Genomic DNA, 15466 nt, shown 5'->3' on the forward strand with positions numbered 1-15466 from the left:
ACCCGTTCAGTCTTCTGCTGGCTTGCAATCTCGCAAACCTCCAATTCTAAAGGTAAATATTGCCTCAAATCTACCCCGTTATTCCATGCTACGATCATTCTCAGGTAAGACATTACTAATCTCAGGAGGCAAAACATGAAACGCAAACTACTTTCAGCAGCATTAATCACGTGCGTCAGCGTCAGCTCTTTGGCAATTCCCTCATACGATCAATCTCAAACAGTCTCTGCCGCCACGGTAACTTCTCAAACATCGCAACAGGCTGTGGCAGCCAAAGCGGAGCAATTGATACAAACCGCAAAAAGCTTAATCGGAAAATCGACATACAGTACGGCAGTCTATAAGCCTACTTATCCGTACAAGTTTTCTTGCGCCACTTTCCTCATGTACATATTTGAGAAAAACGGTGTCGACTTGGCGACATACAATGAAGATTATATGATGCAGCAAGGCACTCCGGTTGCAAAAGGGCAATGGCAAAAAGGTGATCTCCTCTTCTTCAGTAGTAAGGCATCGAAGATCCCAGATCATGTCGCTATGTATATCGGAAATAACAAGGTCATCCACATGGCGGATTCCAAACAGAATATAATCATTTCTGACTTGACTGACAAGCCTTACTATACGGAAAACTATATCGGTGCACGCCGCGTGCTCCCTAGTTTGATGTCAGCCAATCCTGCAACGAAAGGCGATAAAATCGTCAGCTTTGCCTATGATTTGAAAGATACGGCGACAATAGGTTCCGTGAACAACGAAAGCACTAAAAAGTTCACAAGCACAGGTTTCGTCAACCATGTATACAAAAACAACGGCATCACATTGAATGCTTCCAATTTAAAAAACCTTCAAAGCAAGGGGGCAACCGTTTCCAAAGCCAACTTGAAGAAAGGCGATCTTGTTTTCTTCAATAGCGTGAAAGGATCAACAAATCCTAGCCTGGTTGCCATTTATGCAGGCGATCATCGTCTCATCCTCCCGAATTCGGGCGGTGTTGTTACAAGGGTTATGCTCGTGGATTATTATAAAGATCATTATATTACGGCAAAAAGGGTCTTCACGGACAATACGACTGTGGCGCCTTCCGTATCCAAGCCGTCAACCACAACTACTACAACATCTGCGGACAAGCTTGTCAACTTCGCACAAAGCCTTACGAATAAAGCGAAATTCGGTTATGGATATAATGAGAGTACATTGACATTCACAGGAGCCGGTTTCACTTATTATGTATATAAAAAGCAAGGAATTGATTTGAAAAGCAAGATGGCCAGCCAGCAATCCCAAATCGGGACTGCGGTACTGAAATCCAATCTTAAAAAAGGAGATCTTCTCTTTTTCTCTTTGGATAATAAAAGAACTCGTATTAACCAAACGGGCATTTATATTGGAGGAAATCAATTTATCAGCCTATCCACTTCTGGAAATGTTGTAAAACAAAGCCTTTCCTCCACATGGGCAACGCAAAACTTCATGAAAGCCCGACGTGTTCTTAACTAAATACATGAAAAGAAGCATCTTAACGTCTAAACGTTGGATGCTTCTTTTTCATTCACCGTTTCAACGACTCTGCAAACTCAATCATGCCTCTACTGGACATCGGTCCTTTGATAAGCACAATCGACTGATCATCAAATAAATGATCCAACCGATTTCCGATTTCACTCACATCTTTGAAAATCCTTATATTTGCGCTGCTTCCATCCCGCATTGCTTGCCTCGCAATTTCTTCCGCCTTTATACCGATTGTAATTAGTGCATGGATATTCCGCTCCGCAACCATACTTCCGATTTCACGGTGGTATTTCTTTTCGAAATTCCCAAGCCGGTTTATATCCCCTAATATGAGGATGACCTTTTTCCCTTTTCCAATTGAGTCAAGCACCTTCAGTGCCGCTTCAACAGATGTGGGATTGTTCGTCCATGTATCGTCGATGATTGTGCAGCCGTTTTTGCCACTAGAGAATTCCAAATGCCTGCTCATGTTCTTATACGTTTTCAAACGGGAGAGCGCGGCTTTCAAATCCATTCCCATTTCACGGACAGCAGCCAACGCAGCAAGCGCATTGCTCACTTGGTGTTCCCCATACCCGGGAACAAAGGCGTTATATTCCAAACGATCGACATGCAGCATGAAATCCATTCCGCCCTCTCCATAAGTGATCCGGGAAGCTCTGAAATCCGACTTTTGATCCATTCCAAAATAAATGATTTTTCCTTTGAAGCGGTGGATTCTCAGCTTTTTACTATTCTGATCATCTGCATTTAAGATAAGTGTGCCGCCATCCTTGATGCCGCCGATGATCTCTTCTTTCGCTTTTATATAGCCTTCCAGATTTACACACCCGTCCAAATGATGAACCCCAATATTTGTGATGATCCCAATCGTCGGCTGATAAATCATGCACTGGTGCTTAATATTGCCTGAATTGCCGAGGCCGTGTTCGAAAACTGCCGCATCCGTTTGTTCATCGATCCCCATCAAATAAGGAAATGAACGTCTCGGTTCATTTTGGCTGCTGACCGATGCATGCACATTCCATTTTTCAGAGAGCATATGTTTGATCATATCTTTCGTTGTTGTCTTGCCGCACGTTCCTGTTATCGTCACAACTGGTAGTCGAAACTGATTCCGATAATAATCGATGAACTTCCAATAGGACTGGACGAGGCTCGTCACTTGCATGACCGTCGTATTCGGCAATACATCTTTAACGTTAATTGAGGACTTATCGGTTATGACAAGGGAAGGACCTTTCCTATCGATTTCCATCCAATTAATCGCTTCCCCCCTGCTTGCAAAAAGAAGGGAATTTCGCCTCGTATAATCATGTCGATTGTAGTAGATGGCATCTTCCACATTCCAATCTACCGGTCCCGTAATGATTTTTCCTTTGAGTATTTTCCTGATGTCATTGACAGCTATCGGCTTCATTGCATTTCCTCCCTTCCAACGTACTTCGATCAGTCACTCTTTTTATTTTTCTTTATATAATAAGAAATCCTCTCGTGGATTTCATTGTTGTCATACATGTAAAACATCGAAAGAGACGGGGCATAATTCCCTTCGATCAACCATACCGCCCCTTTATCATCGATTCCTATATCAAATCCGATAATCGAAAGATCCCCATTGTTTTTCAATAGTCTTTTTGAAGATTTTTTGCATACCATTTCAATCCATTTTGCACAACGCTCAAATGAAATTTCATTATTTTGACGTGATAGGGCATTTTCCAATGTGAGTAATTTACTAGCCCTGTTTGAAACGAAATAATCCTTCGCAGCGACTTTAACGACCTGCCCTGTTAAGATCCAACTACCTTCATCGAACTGGGTGATGACCCGCACATCGCAAGGTTTCCCATCGATCTCCATTAGAGATATCCTTTGCTGAACAATATAGTCTCTCTGCGAAAGATAATGGTTATGAACATAACTGAACAGCTGCTCAAAATCATCTACGACCTGTCTGTTTTGCTTTTCATGCACTTCAAAAGCCAAATCACCAGTTAGAGATATTTTTACGATTCCTCTACCCTGTTGCCCTACACATGGCTTGATGATCACCTCTGGATAGGTATTCAAAAATGCAAGCAATGTCTTTTTTGTACACAAATCCGTAGCTGGCAGGAATGAACGTAAAGACCTCTCTTGATGAAGTGAATGATACTGACTCCATTTACTATTGCGGTCATGTAAAATTGTGTCAGCGAGCCAGAAACTTCCGAATCCGTCTTTGACGATATCCACTACGATTGTATGGCAGTCTGGAAAAGCGGTACCCAACATTTTAGCTGCTGTTACTGAACTGTTGAGCATCCATATATTGTATAGATTGTAATGAGGAACGCTGTTTTTGTCTTCAGTTGCACTATGGACGATTTTCCAATGTGCTGTAGGAGATTTTCTATGAAGGGTGAAACTGCACTGGTAGAGAGTTGACGGATTTGCTGGGCAAGCTTGAATAACGTAATACTTTTTAGTGAAAATTCGTTTTGTTAAATAATCGTATATTTGCTCTTTGTTTGAAAAACGTAAGGCTTGATTCCCTGTTAGCGATTCAATACCATCATTAGTAACTGAAATATGGACTTCTTGCGGTCCTACTAGCGGTTTGATGATGAAGTATTTGTATTTCACGACAAAACTGTAGAATGTCCCTTCAGATAATAATTTTGTTTCCAACAGATTCACTGATAAACCGGAATCCGTCTCCAATATCCTTTGTTGACCATAACGTCCTCGAATACCCTTCACAGACTACCCTCCTTCAGCTTTTATCCAATAAATCTAGAACCCCCGACCCGATATCGGGAGTTCACGAACCGTTAATCATCATCGCAACCGAGTGCTATGATAGAACCTTGCGCAACCGGTGCTGCACCATTTTGATTGAAGAAACCGGTTATGACAAAGCTTTGTACAATATCTACGTTCGCCGGGGCAACCTGGTCTCTGAAGACGGCTACAAATGGAAACTGATCGTCATCCACGAGTCCGGTGCCGGTAACGGTCACTTCACAGTTTTGACCCTCTCTTCTACAAACGACAGAAGTGAAAGAATTTGCAACAAACATGAAGCTGTTCACACCACCCATTGTCTCTGTGTCTACAAATTCCAAAGACAATGATGAAGCAGCCAATGTTGTGACACATACATTTGCCATGTACGTCAAGTCACCTCTGACTGTCCCCATCTGTCCATTGAAGCGGACATTGTTCCTTCTTGAAACGGCATTGACCAACACGCCACAAGGACATTCCATACCCATAATGATATCCCCCCTTTCTATTTGAACTACTTCTACTATATTGATAAATGCAAGTAGACAACTTGGTGTTTGTCCCAATTCGGGTAGTAAAAATATTACCATATGGGTGTTTCACACATGAAACTCATTCAAATGCCTGTCGTTTATCCTACCTGTCAATCAGCCTCTCCCTCTCAATAGGTTTGAGAGCTTTTTAATTGCTTCACTAAACATGTCACCTTTGATAAGCATGATAGAATCTTCTGTTGCAATCTTTTTCAGCAATTCATAGGCAAGAATATGATTATTGAATGAGTGAACTTCCATTGAAGAACCTTTTTTAGAAACAGTATCTGCCATTATTTTTGCATGTTTTCCGACAGTGAATAGTACATCGATTTTACTTTCCGCAATGATTTCTCCCGCCCGTTCATGAATGACATAACCCCAAGATCCAAGGTCGGTTATCGTGCCGACAACTGCTATTTTCTTTTTGGCAGATCCGATATTCTCCAACACCCGCAATGCCGCTTCCAATGAAGTCGTCGTAATGCTCCATGTGTCATCAATGATTGTTGCTCCGTTCAACCCCTTCACTAGCTGCAGTTGCTTATTGAGCGTTGGGAAAGACCTGAATTGAACAGCAATATCAGCAAGTCCCATGCCAATCCGATGAGCTGCTGCAATGGCCGCGAGCGCATTGTATATTTGGTGTTCTCCGTGACCAGGAACAAGCATTCTGTATCTCTTTTTCTGATATTCGACAGTCATATACATACCTTCAGGAGAAAAGCAGACATCACTTGCTTTGAAATCACTTTTCGAATGGATGCCGACTGTTACAATTGTTCCAGTAAAACTTTTTAAATCCAGTTTTTTCGTGTTCCGATCATCTGCATTAATGATTAAAACACCGTTTGGTTGAAGAGCGCTGCACATTTCCCCTTTCGCAGAGATATAGCCTTCCAATGTCTTGCAGTAATTGAGGTGATGTTCCCCTATGTTCGTAATGATGCCAATCGTCGGTTTCAAATAGGCAGCGGCATTCGAAATATCGCCGGGCGCACCGACCGCTGTTTCGAATACAGCTGCCTCTGTCGTATCATCCATCCCCAGCAGGTAAGTCAAATGTGCGGTTCTTGAATTATTTGTACTGTTTGTGTGCGCGACTTTCCTACTGAATGAAAGCAGATGACGAATCATCTCCTTAGTCGTCGTTTTACCGGACGTACCTGTCACTGCGATTACAGGGATATCAATGGAAGCCCGATAGTTGTTGACGAATTTCCAGTACGATTCCTGTAGATTTTCAACTTTTATAATTGTCAAATCCTCTGTTTCTGCCCTTACTCCCATTTCCCGGTCCGTCACGATCGCAAGCGGGAAAAAGGGCTTCAAGATCTCCCATCTGATCATCTTCCGATTCAAAAATAATATCGTATGATGATGCCTTACTTGTTTAAGTCGATAAGCACCGTGATGTATAATCAGATCGTCATTTCCTTGGATCAATTTTCCAGATATGATTTTCCGGATATATCCTGTCGTTAGAGGTTTCATTTGGTTCACTCCCTTCCCCTTTCCTATCGTATGCTTCCCACTTTAAAAGAGCCTGTACGAAAAACCTGTGTACATCAAATCGGTAATAGTTACTGGCATATAGGATGAATAATCATGTCGATTAACGATTACTTCATAACATATTAAGAGGGATTTTACACAAAGGAGTTGAATTTGTTGAAAAAGATCATATTTACCGGAACAAATGATTCGGATTCGCATAGGCAGGTACCGCAACAGGCTATTGAAGCAAAAGCGGAGCAATTGATCCAAACGGCAAAAAGCTTGATTGGAAAATCGAAATATAGTACGGCAGTGTACAAGCCTACATACCCGTATAAATTTTCTTGCGCAACTTTCCTGATGTACATTTTCGGGATAAATGGAGCCGACCTTGCGACGTACAATGAAGACTTCATGATACAGCAAGGAGCTCGAGTTGCTAGAGGAAAATGGCAAAAAGGCGATCTTCTCTTCTTCAGAAGTAAAACGACAGCGAAAGACCCGGATCATGTCGCTATGTATATTGGTGATAACAAGATCATCCATATGGCTAACCCAAAACTGGATATCGTCATTTCCGAATTGAACAGTAAATCGTATTATACGGAAAAATATATAGGTGCACGCCGTGTGCTCCCAAGTTTGATGTCACCCAATCCGCCTACGAAAGGAGACAATATTGTCGATTTTGCTTACTATTTGAAAGACCAGGCGACGATTGGACCTGTAAACAATGAAAGTACTAAGAAGTTTACGAGCACCGGTTTTGTCAACTATGTATATAGAACCAATGGGATCACATTGAATGCATCCAGCTTAAAAGACCTTCAAAGCAAGGGTACGCCCGTCTCCTGTTTCAGCCTGAAGAAAGGGGATCTTGTTTTCTTCAATAGCAAGAAAGGATCATCGAATTCTAGCCTTGTTGCCATTTATGCTGGAAATCATCGTCTCATCATCCCTTATTCGGGAGGCGTCATTACAAGGGTTCTGCTCGCAGGTTACTATAGCGATCATTATATTACGGCAAGAAGGGTCTTCACTGATGACACTCCCCACTATCCTATCGAATACCCTTCGTATTAAAGAGCCTGTATGAAAAACCTGAGTACACCAAATCGCGATAGTTACTGAACTATATGATGTATAACCATGTCGATAAACGAATCCTTCATAACCTATATAGAGTGTCTAAATGAAGGAGTTGGACTTATTGAAAACAATCATCTTTATCGGAACAAATAAATCAGGTTCAAGTAGGGATGCAATCAGAGCTGCCGAACGGCTCGGTTACTTCACCGTATTATTTACTAGCAATGAAAAACAGATCAAGCAACGGAAGGAATATGTAGATGTCCACGAAATGATATTCGTTGACACGACTAATTACGATTCAATGCGGAAAGAAATCCATTCTCTGCTATCCAAAGGAAACATAATTATGACAATTATCAGTTTTGTCGACTCGAATGTCGCCCGTGCCTTAAAACTGTGTGAGGAATTCTGTCCGAACGGCACCTCCTTTAAAGCTGTCGATATTATGGAGAACAAAGCAGGGACAAGGGCTTCCCTAAAGGGACTTCCGTACTCACCCAAGTTTTTGACTATATCCCCTAAAGCGAAGTTGGGATTGATGACACTTGAGGCATTGCCTAATTTCCCCCTAATTATAAAGTCAGCATCCTCTACAGGTTCGAAGGATGTTCTGCAGGCTTCCAACTTTGAGCAACTGATGCGACATGTAAGGAAACTGAATGAGAAAGATCCCGAAGAATCGATCATTATCGAGGAATACATCGAGGGGGACCAATACTTGATAGAGGCGATTGTCCATAACAGGAAAATTCAAATCGCCGGTGTCATCCAACAGGAAATCACTTATGGCAAACGCTTCATCATCACCGGGTATGGCGTGCTTGCAACTGTGCCAAAACAGCTGAATGACAGCATCATGGAAGTGCTAGAATCCATCGTTGAAAAACTCGACATCCGAAACGGAGCGCTGCATATCGAAATGCGTCTGACGAAAAACGGTTGGCGGCTGATTGAAATCAATCCTCGAATTTCTGGTGGAGCAATGAATAGTATGTTGAAAGCCGCTTTTGGTTTTGATTTGGCAGAGGAAACAGTAAAATTATACTTAGGTGAAAAACCGCTTTTAGTTAAGAAGCAGCGGCATTTCGTCTTCACCCAATATGTCATCATCGAGCAAAAAGGGATTTTGGAAAGAGTGACAGGCAAAAAGAGAGCTAGAAATTCGCCAGGGGTCGTCGAAGTGTATGTGAAGCCTCGAAAAGGGACGCTCCTGACACCGCCACTGTCGATGGGTCATCGGTATGCATATGTCATCGCCCAAGGAACAACGTTGGAAATGGCAAAGTCATTGGCGAAAAAGGCCGCTGAAGAAATACAATTTCACCTTAAACAATAAAAATGAGGACTCCCGAATAATGGAGTCCTCATTTTTATTCAACTATAGTTTTGGTCGATATATTTGACGGTTTCAAACATATTTGTTTTACTAGCTCCCTTAATAAGGATTGTATCGTCTTTACGTATCAGTTTTGACAGCAATGCATGTAATTTCTCCCGATCTGTGAAATGATGGATTCTGTTGGCAGACATGCCTCTTTTTTTCGCTTGTGCGCCGATTTCCTCAGTCCGGAACCCATAGGTAATTAATAAATCAATCCCTTGCTGCTGGATGTAGTCCCCTACTTTTCGGTATTCCTTCTCGCGAAGATCACCAAGTTCCCTCATTTGCCCGATGATAGCAATTTTCCGATGCTTTGCCAGATTTACGAGAACATCAATCGCTGCACGCACACCTTCCGGGTGGGAGTGTACGGTATCGTCAATCATTGTGATATTATCTTTGCAATTGTAGATCGTCAAACGCCGCGGTGGTTTCTTGAAGAGAAGACCCGTCTTGATTTCCATCGGTGAGAATCCTAGCTGATCCGCGATTGCAATTGCCGACAATGCATTATACACATGATGCTCCCCGAAAATCGGGATGAACAGTTCGATTTCTTCATTTTGCAGCTTCAGTTTAAAGCTCATGCCCTGATCCGCATATTGAACATCATAAGCTCGATAATCAGCAGGTTTCTGAATACCTATTGTTATCTTTTTCCCTTTGAAATCTCTCGTCTCCAAAAATCGCGAATTGTCATTATCCCGATTAAGACATAATACTCCAAATTGATCCATCCCATGAATCAATTCCGATTTAGCTTTCGCTACACCCCTCGGATCACCGTTGAAATTCCCGACATGTGCCAACCCGACATTTGTAACAATGGACATATTCGGCTGGATGATCTGGCAATGCTCTGTGATTACGCCTGGATAGGCCATGCCATATTCAAGGACAACAGCCTGATGGGATGAATTGATTTCAGCTGCATGCTTTTTCGTATGTTCCGTCGTATTCCAGTAGTCCTTCGATTCGAAGACATTCCACTTCTTAGATAGGATGGAAGAGAGAAAAGCTTTCGTCGTTGTTTTGCCGGCACTTCCTGTAATGGCGATAATCGGCGTTGCTTGCTTTCCATCCGATTTATTGCGCTTTTTTTCCTTGATTTTCATTTGAATAGCCTTTTGATTTTTCGCTACATACATGGCGTACTTGATTGTGTTTTTAACGACATCCAATTCGAGATAAAACGCCGGGGGACAGCCTGGGCGCCAGTTTACTTCATAGATCCATAATTTCAATTGATCATCCATTCCGACGTCTACTCCGATTTCATCAATAACTTCTCCGAACTTTTCCATTTGCAGCTCATCTAAATGCTTGGCGAGTGATAATGAAAAGAACTCCAGCTTCTTTCGGATATTGAATGCTTCTTCCTTGAATTCATGTTCCAAAAATGGGTCCAAATAATTCGTATAGCCGCCACTATTGATATTTGCAATGATGGATCCCTGCGGTGCAATTCGAGGGTAAATTGTCGTAATAACCCACTCGCCATCCCCGTTTTTTTGGACGTGCAGCCTGAAATCGAAAACTTGCCCTGTCTTCGTCACTGATTGAATGTACGGTTGGACGATGAATGTCTCTTTCGATAATTTTTGTTTGATAAAGCCATTTAACTGGGATTGCCCATAGATCTTATTCGTCCCTTCACCTTTCACAGTGAATCGGTCGCCTTCTTGCACAATAAAAAAAATCCCTTTTCCTTTTCGGCCATCAATCGGTTTGAAGACCACTTTCTCAAAAGCAGTAAGGAATTTGAAAAAATGATCCGCACTCTTGACAACTTCAGTAGGTATTAAATAGTTCGCAAAATCTTTTGCTTCTTTCAATCGACGATTCACACTCCACTTATTGCCGATTGAGTATGTCGTAAAAGGAATCTCTCTTTTCAACTTCTCGATTGTCTCTTTTGACTTCGATAACTTCTCCGGACTCCCTGCATTATAGATGACATTTGGAAAGGGCATGATTTTTGTCTTCCATTCCCCTTTTTCGTACACTTGTCCCTTGATAGTACGATTCAAAAAATTCACTTCTCCAGGCGAGAAATAGAAAAACTTCGCCCCTTCCGCTTCCGCGACAGCCGCAAATGCATAAGCTTTCATGACAGTATCCGGATCTTTCCGATGATGCAACATGCCTATAATCGTCATGAACATTCTCCTTTACTCTTTTTGACGGTTCTCTCTAGTACATTCATGCGCATCTGAAATGATAAGGACAAGAGTTTACACGCGGGGTATTTAGTTTTCCAATTCTATGTTTTTGACACGATGACTGGCAATGGACGGTCGACAAGTTCGTGGGGAAGCGGGGTAATTGCTGAGAAGATGCAAAGTTTTACGATGATGCAATGGGATGTCTTTATCAACGTATAAAGGTCCTGGTGTGTTATTGCCGGCAGACCTTTTAAATCTACCGGTTGAAGCAAAGATAACTTCGCAATGCAGCTGTACTCATTGATTCTCTCCACTCTAAAATAAGGAGTGGCATTTCCATCTACTATTGCGGTGAAAGGGTCAGAATGGATTGTAGATTGCAGCATGAAGGGAATGGTGTCCTTAGTGTCTGGCAGATGAATGAAACGCATTCCCTTTCCAAACTCTGCGAGTAATTGCTGCTCCTTCCATAATTCCCTCATCTCTTCACATAGAATGCACTTCTTCAACTCTTTCCCCTCCCTTTTTATATGTTCTTCAATTTAAAACGGGTCGATGTAGAATTTTATCAATCTGGCAGCATTTTCTGCCCGTTCCTTAGCCACTTCCATTGCCTCACCGATCGCCATCACATATCCGTTCCGATGACCCATAGATAGTGGCGGCATGATCATTGCACCGATGGACGGCTTTACTTGTACGTCAACAACTCCTGTGCACAATACAGCCTGTTCAAGCCCGTCTATGTCCAGTAAATAACCGGGAATATTAATCGTTATATATGAGGTATGGACAGACTGCTGTCTTTTTCTGATCAAGTCAGGTTCTTCACCGAGGTAGAGCTTGATCGTCTCTTTAACAAGATTGATCCCGTACGCCTCTTCGATCATGCGGTTCATGGCTCCTCCGGAAATCCGAGGATTCAGCTCTATCAATTTCCACCCAGCAGAAGTGAGACGCATTTCAAAATGGCAAGCACCGTGATGAAGTCCTATTTCGTTAACGATTGTAGTGACCGTCTTCCATAAACTTCTGTAATCTGCTTCGTCCATTTTCGTAACTACACCGTATGCGGTAACAATGAAGGAGTAATCGAAAGTGATTTCCTGTTGGATGACTGCCACGATGATTGGGATTGTCTCTACGACAACAACTTCAATGACATATTGGGGACCTTCTATGAATTCTTCTATGAGAACTTGCTTTCCGACCAACCGTTTTGCAAGCCGCTTTACAGCAATCTCGAATTGTTCTTCATCTTCAATGTAATAGACATCTTTAGACCCGTGGGAAACCGGGTTTTTCACCATAACAGGATAGTTACTAGTTGATTGTTTCGATTCCCCTAAAGGAATTATTTCAAAACCGCAAGACGCCTTATTGTTTTCTAATGCAAGACGGGTCGCCATTTTATCCTCCATCAATCGCAAAGCTTCAGAGGAAATGGCGGATCCACAAAATTCATTGGATAGATTTGCAGCCATCGAGACATATGGATCGACAAAACTGATGATTGCTGTAATATGTTGACCTGATTGGAGTAGTTGAACAAGTTGCTTCCGTATAATTCCCTCTTCCATTGCCTTCAACAAAACGAGTTGAACATCTACAAGCTTCCTTCGCAGAAATGCTTTTCGATCCGTCAGCAAAATGGCAGTGTAGCCTAACCGGCCAGCAGCCGCCAATGCGTCCATGCTTGATCCAGACATTGATGAGCCGATAAACACAATTGCCCCCATTTCTCCATCCTTCCACGAAGACAATCCTCTTCTTTCAATTGTATGCCAATGAATATTGCTGCCTTAGGCAATTTAAATAAGCATGAAGGACTATCCCTCATGCTTACTTAGTAAGTTAAATCGATTTACTTGTTCCACTAGTCCGGCGTCCAGCAATGCTCGCAACTCTGTTTTACCGAACAGGTCGAAATGCGGATAATCTTCATGGTGGTCGACCCATTCAGGTTTCAACCCGTATCTTTTTCCCCATCCGATTAATTTATCAAGATCTGCACAGCCCGCCTTCGTTACCGTTTTACAGCCTGGGAAACGATCATCGAGCCAGTAATGGGTGAGAAATGCAATTTCCCCGGCACGGACTGCTTCTTTCCACGCTTTTAATTCTGCCCGATTAATACCGAACGCCATCAGTCGGCCACCCTGCAGATTTCGGTATACTTGGCGTCCCAATCCGGATCAATTTTCCGTAACGAAACTGGACGAAAATTTTCACTTTTGACTAAGATATGTTCAGAAGTGGCGGTTGCTGCGACCGTTCCATCTTCATGTAGAATTTCGTAGCCGTACACTGTGCGAAGTTTCCCATGGGACTCGACCCAAGTCCGGACGGTTGCGGTCTGTCCGTATCTCATGGCTGCCTTGTATTGAATTGATAAGTCGATAACAGGGGACAGATAGCCTTCCGCCTCGAGACCCGCGTATGTAAAGCCTAAGTCTTGAATAAGGCTCGTTCGGCCAATTTCCATCCAGACTAAGTAATTGGCATGATAGACTACTCCCATCTGGTCCGTCTCCGCATACCTAATTTCCACTTCTTTTTCACTGACAAACACTATCATCACCTCTGTTGTCCATTATACAAAAGAGATGAAGATATTGCTGTTTGTGTAACTTGTAATGAATAGGTATAATATTGATTTCCGCTTCAGGCGGACGCTTTCCGCGGGCATGTCTTCAATCAACGGAGCTTACAAACTACTATTAATCTTCTTAGTCTTAGTTCAATAAATACAGTTTCTTTATATCCTTCACTTGGGCTCTTTTAGGGTTTGAACCTGTTATGCTTCCTTTAATAACCGCTTCAATCTTATCGCCAATCTTGAACTCCTCGGTGTTAACACCTTCCAAGCTGATAAAGTCAAATACGTATGCGTCAAGTCCAGTATTTTGTATTTCATCTTTGAGCAATTCATAATCAAAGATGTTTAAATCTACTCCGACTAACAGAGTGTCATCTTTCACTTGAAGTATATACCCTTGAATTACGGTTTCGGGATTTTCAGTTTGCTCCATTTCAGATTGCATAATAATATATTCAGCGATCTCGGTAAATTTTACACCGTCCGAACCTTGATCGCAGCTAGACCAATGATATTCACGATCCCCGCCGTTAATATATACTTTTAAATAATAGTCTCTGGACTCTTCTGACTGACATGTAGTCTTTAAATCGAGGTCTCCTAAATAATTTGCCATTACTAGCCTTTTAAAGACCTCTTGTTTCACTTGCGTAGATAGTTGAAAATCACTAGTTGTTCTTGTTTCTTTTGAGTTAATAACTTTTGTAACTTCTTCTGTTTTCGTATTCACTTCATTTTCCAGCTTTTCTCCGTATTTCAATTCCAACTCGAATAGATCTTGTCGTGCCAAATTGTATTCTATTTCCAAAATCTCATCCATTCCGAAAAATCCATCTGAGCATCCTGTGGCGATATAGGAAGTATTCGTGGGATTGACTTCCTCCAACAAATTGTTGCATATAACGGTCGTTATTTTACCACTTCCAAATTTGTCACGCGTTGAATCATAGGTCACTTTTATAGTATCTTCTTTGTAATTCAGGTCTGTAACGATAGGATCCCCTTCAATTGTGTAATGGACAATTCGTAAATCAGATGAAATACCATTTTGCAAATTATCGTAGAAGTTCTTCATTCTTTCCACCCCTTCAATGCTTCCGTGGGTATTGAGAACATCTACATTTTTTACACCTTTCACAGACGGTTTTACGTTATCATTACTTGTTGCGTGGGACCCTTCCTTATCAATTGGATTTTTTCCTTCATCACTTGCATTGCAGGCGGTTAAGATGAAAAGAAATGTTAATAACAAAAATGAGCAGTACAATTTCTTCATCAACTTTTCACGTCCAATCTAATCATTTCTAGATCCCAAGTTTAACTTATGAAAAATCGTCAATGATTTCTACTATCTCAATTTCCCCATTAATCAATAGCTCAGTCAGCTCGCTTTTCGAGTTGCCCTTCCAGTACTCTTTTGCTTGTTCAATTTTTGTCGCGAAAGTTACGCCATCTTCTTTTGGGAGTAGTGCAGCATCTCCTTCGAAATGACTTCCTTTCACTCGTAATTTCACAATCTGTAATACCTTTCGATTATAGGAGTCAAACAATTCCTTCCATTTCAATGCGTCTTCATATGTCTTTGCCGCATATAAGCAAGATAACCTAGAAGGATAATTAGGGTACTCTTTTACTCTCACCATTTCTGTTATGACTTCTCTTATAGCCCTGATGGTTTGGTCCATATACCTGCTAACCACTTCAGCATCTTCCTTATTCAAATGTAAGCCATCGCTCGTATGATGATCTTGTAAAATACGTAAAGAGTCCTCTCCCTTAGAATTCAATTGTTCTTTCTCTAAAAAGAAGCGATATAATGTGTTCTGTTGATTGTCGCCAAAGTTGATAATCTGTCCGAGTTCCATTTTCTTATTCGTGACGATATGGTATGCAAACAGCTGATTATCTATAA

Annotated in this window: 14 protein-coding genes; 3 read left to right on the plus strand and 11 right to left on the minus strand. The window is 41.8% G+C overall.

The window, feature by feature from the left end; genetic code table 11:
• Positions 1–135: 135 nt before the first annotated feature.
• Entirely contained in the window at positions 136–1500 is a 1365-nt protein-coding gene (locus M3152_RS07725) for a C40 family peptidase (RefSeq protein ID WP_251694582.1), read from the plus strand.
• A 52-nt stretch (positions 1501–1552) separates the two neighbouring features.
• Here M3152_RS07725 and M3152_RS07730 read toward each other — a convergent pair whose 3' ends face one another.
• From M3152_RS07730 to M3152_RS07745, 4 genes are all read right to left on the minus strand, one after another.
• Entirely contained in the window at positions 1553–2935 is a 1383-nt protein-coding gene (locus M3152_RS07730) for a UDP-N-acetylmuramoyl-tripeptide--D-alanyl-D-alanine ligase (RefSeq protein ID WP_251694583.1), read from the minus strand.
• Positions 2936–2964: 29 nt separating this feature from the next.
• Positions 2965–4260 carry a YheC/YheD family protein gene (locus M3152_RS18100; RefSeq protein ID WP_251694584.1) on the minus strand — a complete coding sequence of 432 codons (1296 nt, stop codon included), beginning with the start codon at positions 4258–4260 and terminating at the stop codon, positions 2965–2967.
• A 71-nt stretch (positions 4261–4331) separates the two neighbouring features.
• Positions 4332–4775, minus strand: coding sequence for a hypothetical protein (locus M3152_RS07740; RefSeq protein ID WP_251694585.1), 444 nt, complete (start codon positions 4773–4775; stop codon positions 4332–4334).
• A 159-nt stretch (positions 4776–4934) separates the two neighbouring features.
• Positions 4935–6314, minus strand: coding sequence for a Mur ligase family protein (locus M3152_RS07745; protein WP_251694586.1), 1380 nt, complete (start codon positions 6312–6314; stop codon positions 4935–4937).
• Positions 6315–6491: 177 nt separating this feature from the next.
• Between M3152_RS07745 and M3152_RS07750 the strand changes: the two genes are divergently transcribed.
• Together M3152_RS07750 and M3152_RS07755 are read left to right on the plus strand one after the other, a co-directional pair.
• Positions 6492–7400 (plus strand): C40 family peptidase, encoded by a 909-nt coding sequence (locus M3152_RS07750; protein ID WP_251694587.1) that lies wholly within the window; start codon positions 6492–6494, stop codon positions 7398–7400.
• Positions 7401–7527: 127 nt separating this feature from the next.
• Positions 7528–8745, plus strand: a complete 1218-nt coding sequence (locus M3152_RS07755) for an ATP-grasp domain-containing protein (RefSeq protein WP_251694588.1) — start codon at positions 7528–7530, stop codon at positions 8743–8745.
• Between the two features lie 38 nt (positions 8746–8783).
• On the opposite strand, the gene M3152_RS07760 is transcribed toward M3152_RS07755, so the two are convergent.
• The 7 genes from M3152_RS07760 to M3152_RS07790 form a co-directional block, all read right to left on the minus strand.
• Positions 8784–10949, minus strand: coding sequence for a YheC/YheD family protein (locus M3152_RS07760; protein WP_251694589.1), 2166 nt, complete (start codon positions 10947–10949; stop codon positions 8784–8786).
• Positions 10950–11053: 104 nt separating this feature from the next.
• Positions 11054–11464, minus strand: coding sequence for a CotY/CotZ family spore coat protein (locus M3152_RS07765; protein ID WP_251694590.1), 411 nt, complete (start codon positions 11462–11464; stop codon positions 11054–11056).
• Positions 11465–11497: 33 nt separating this feature from the next.
• A complete protein-coding gene (locus M3152_RS07770) occupies positions 11498–12718 on the minus strand; it encodes an ATP-grasp domain-containing protein (protein WP_251694591.1) in 1221 nt (406 codons plus the stop codon).
• Positions 12719–12784: 66 nt separating this feature from the next.
• Positions 12785–13102 (minus strand): hypothetical protein, encoded by a 318-nt coding sequence (locus M3152_RS07775; protein ID WP_251694592.1) that lies wholly within the window; start codon positions 13100–13102, stop codon positions 12785–12787.
• On the minus strand, positions 13102–13527 hold the full coding sequence (locus M3152_RS07780) for an acyl-CoA thioesterase (RefSeq protein WP_251694593.1): 426 nt from the start codon (positions 13525–13527) through the stop codon (positions 13102–13104). The genes M3152_RS07775 and M3152_RS07780 overlap by 1 nt, the downstream gene beginning before the upstream one ends.
• Before the next feature lie 163 nt (positions 13528–13690).
• Positions 13691–14830 carry a DUF4362 domain-containing protein gene (locus M3152_RS07785; protein WP_251695279.1) on the minus strand — a complete coding sequence of 380 codons (1140 nt, stop codon included), beginning with the start codon at positions 14828–14830 and terminating at the stop codon, positions 13691–13693.
• Between the two features lie 46 nt (positions 14831–14876).
• Positions 14877–15419: a DUF2441 domain-containing protein gene (locus tag M3152_RS07790; RefSeq protein ID WP_285846989.1), complete on the minus strand. Its 543-nt coding sequence runs from the start codon at positions 15417–15419 to the stop codon at positions 14877–14879.
• Between the last annotated feature and the right edge of the window lie 47 nt (positions 15420–15466).

The sequence above is a fragment of the Sporosarcina luteola genome, assembly GCF_023715245.1.
In the GTDB taxonomy this organism is placed as follows: domain Bacteria; phylum Bacillota; class Bacilli; order Bacillales_A; family Planococcaceae; genus Sporosarcina; species Sporosarcina luteola_C.

Bases quoted from the DNA above. Each gene is read 5' to 3' on its own strand.
- M3152_RS07725 (WP_251694582.1), top strand. From the start codon at position 136: ATGAAACGCAAACTACTTTCAGCAGCATTAATCACGTGCGTCAGCGTC.
- M3152_RS07730 (WP_251694583.1), bottom strand. From the start codon at position 2,935: ATGAAGCCGATAGCTGTCAATGACATCAGGAAAATACTCAAAGGAAAA.
- M3152_RS07740 (WP_251694585.1), bottom strand. From the start codon at position 4,775: ATGGGTATGGAATGTCCTTGTGGCGTGTTGGTCAATGCCGTTTCAAGA.
- M3152_RS07745 (WP_251694586.1), bottom strand. From the start codon at position 6,314: ATGAAACCTCTAACGACAGGATATATCCGGAAAATCATATCTGGAAAA.
- M3152_RS07760 (WP_251694589.1), bottom strand. From the start codon at position 10,949: ATGACGATTATAGGCATGTTGCATCATCGGAAAGATCCGGATACTGTC.
- M3152_RS07775 (WP_251694592.1), bottom strand. From the start codon at position 13,102: ATGGCGTTCGGTATTAATCGGGCAGAATTAAAAGCGTGGAAAGAAGCA.
- M3152_RS07785 (WP_251695279.1), bottom strand. From the start codon at position 14,830: ATGAAGAAATTGTACTGCTCATTTTTGTTATTAACATTTCTTTTCATC.
- M3152_RS07790 (WP_285846989.1), bottom strand. From the start codon at position 15,419: ATGGAACTCGGACAGATTATCAACTTTGGCGACAATCAACAGAACACA.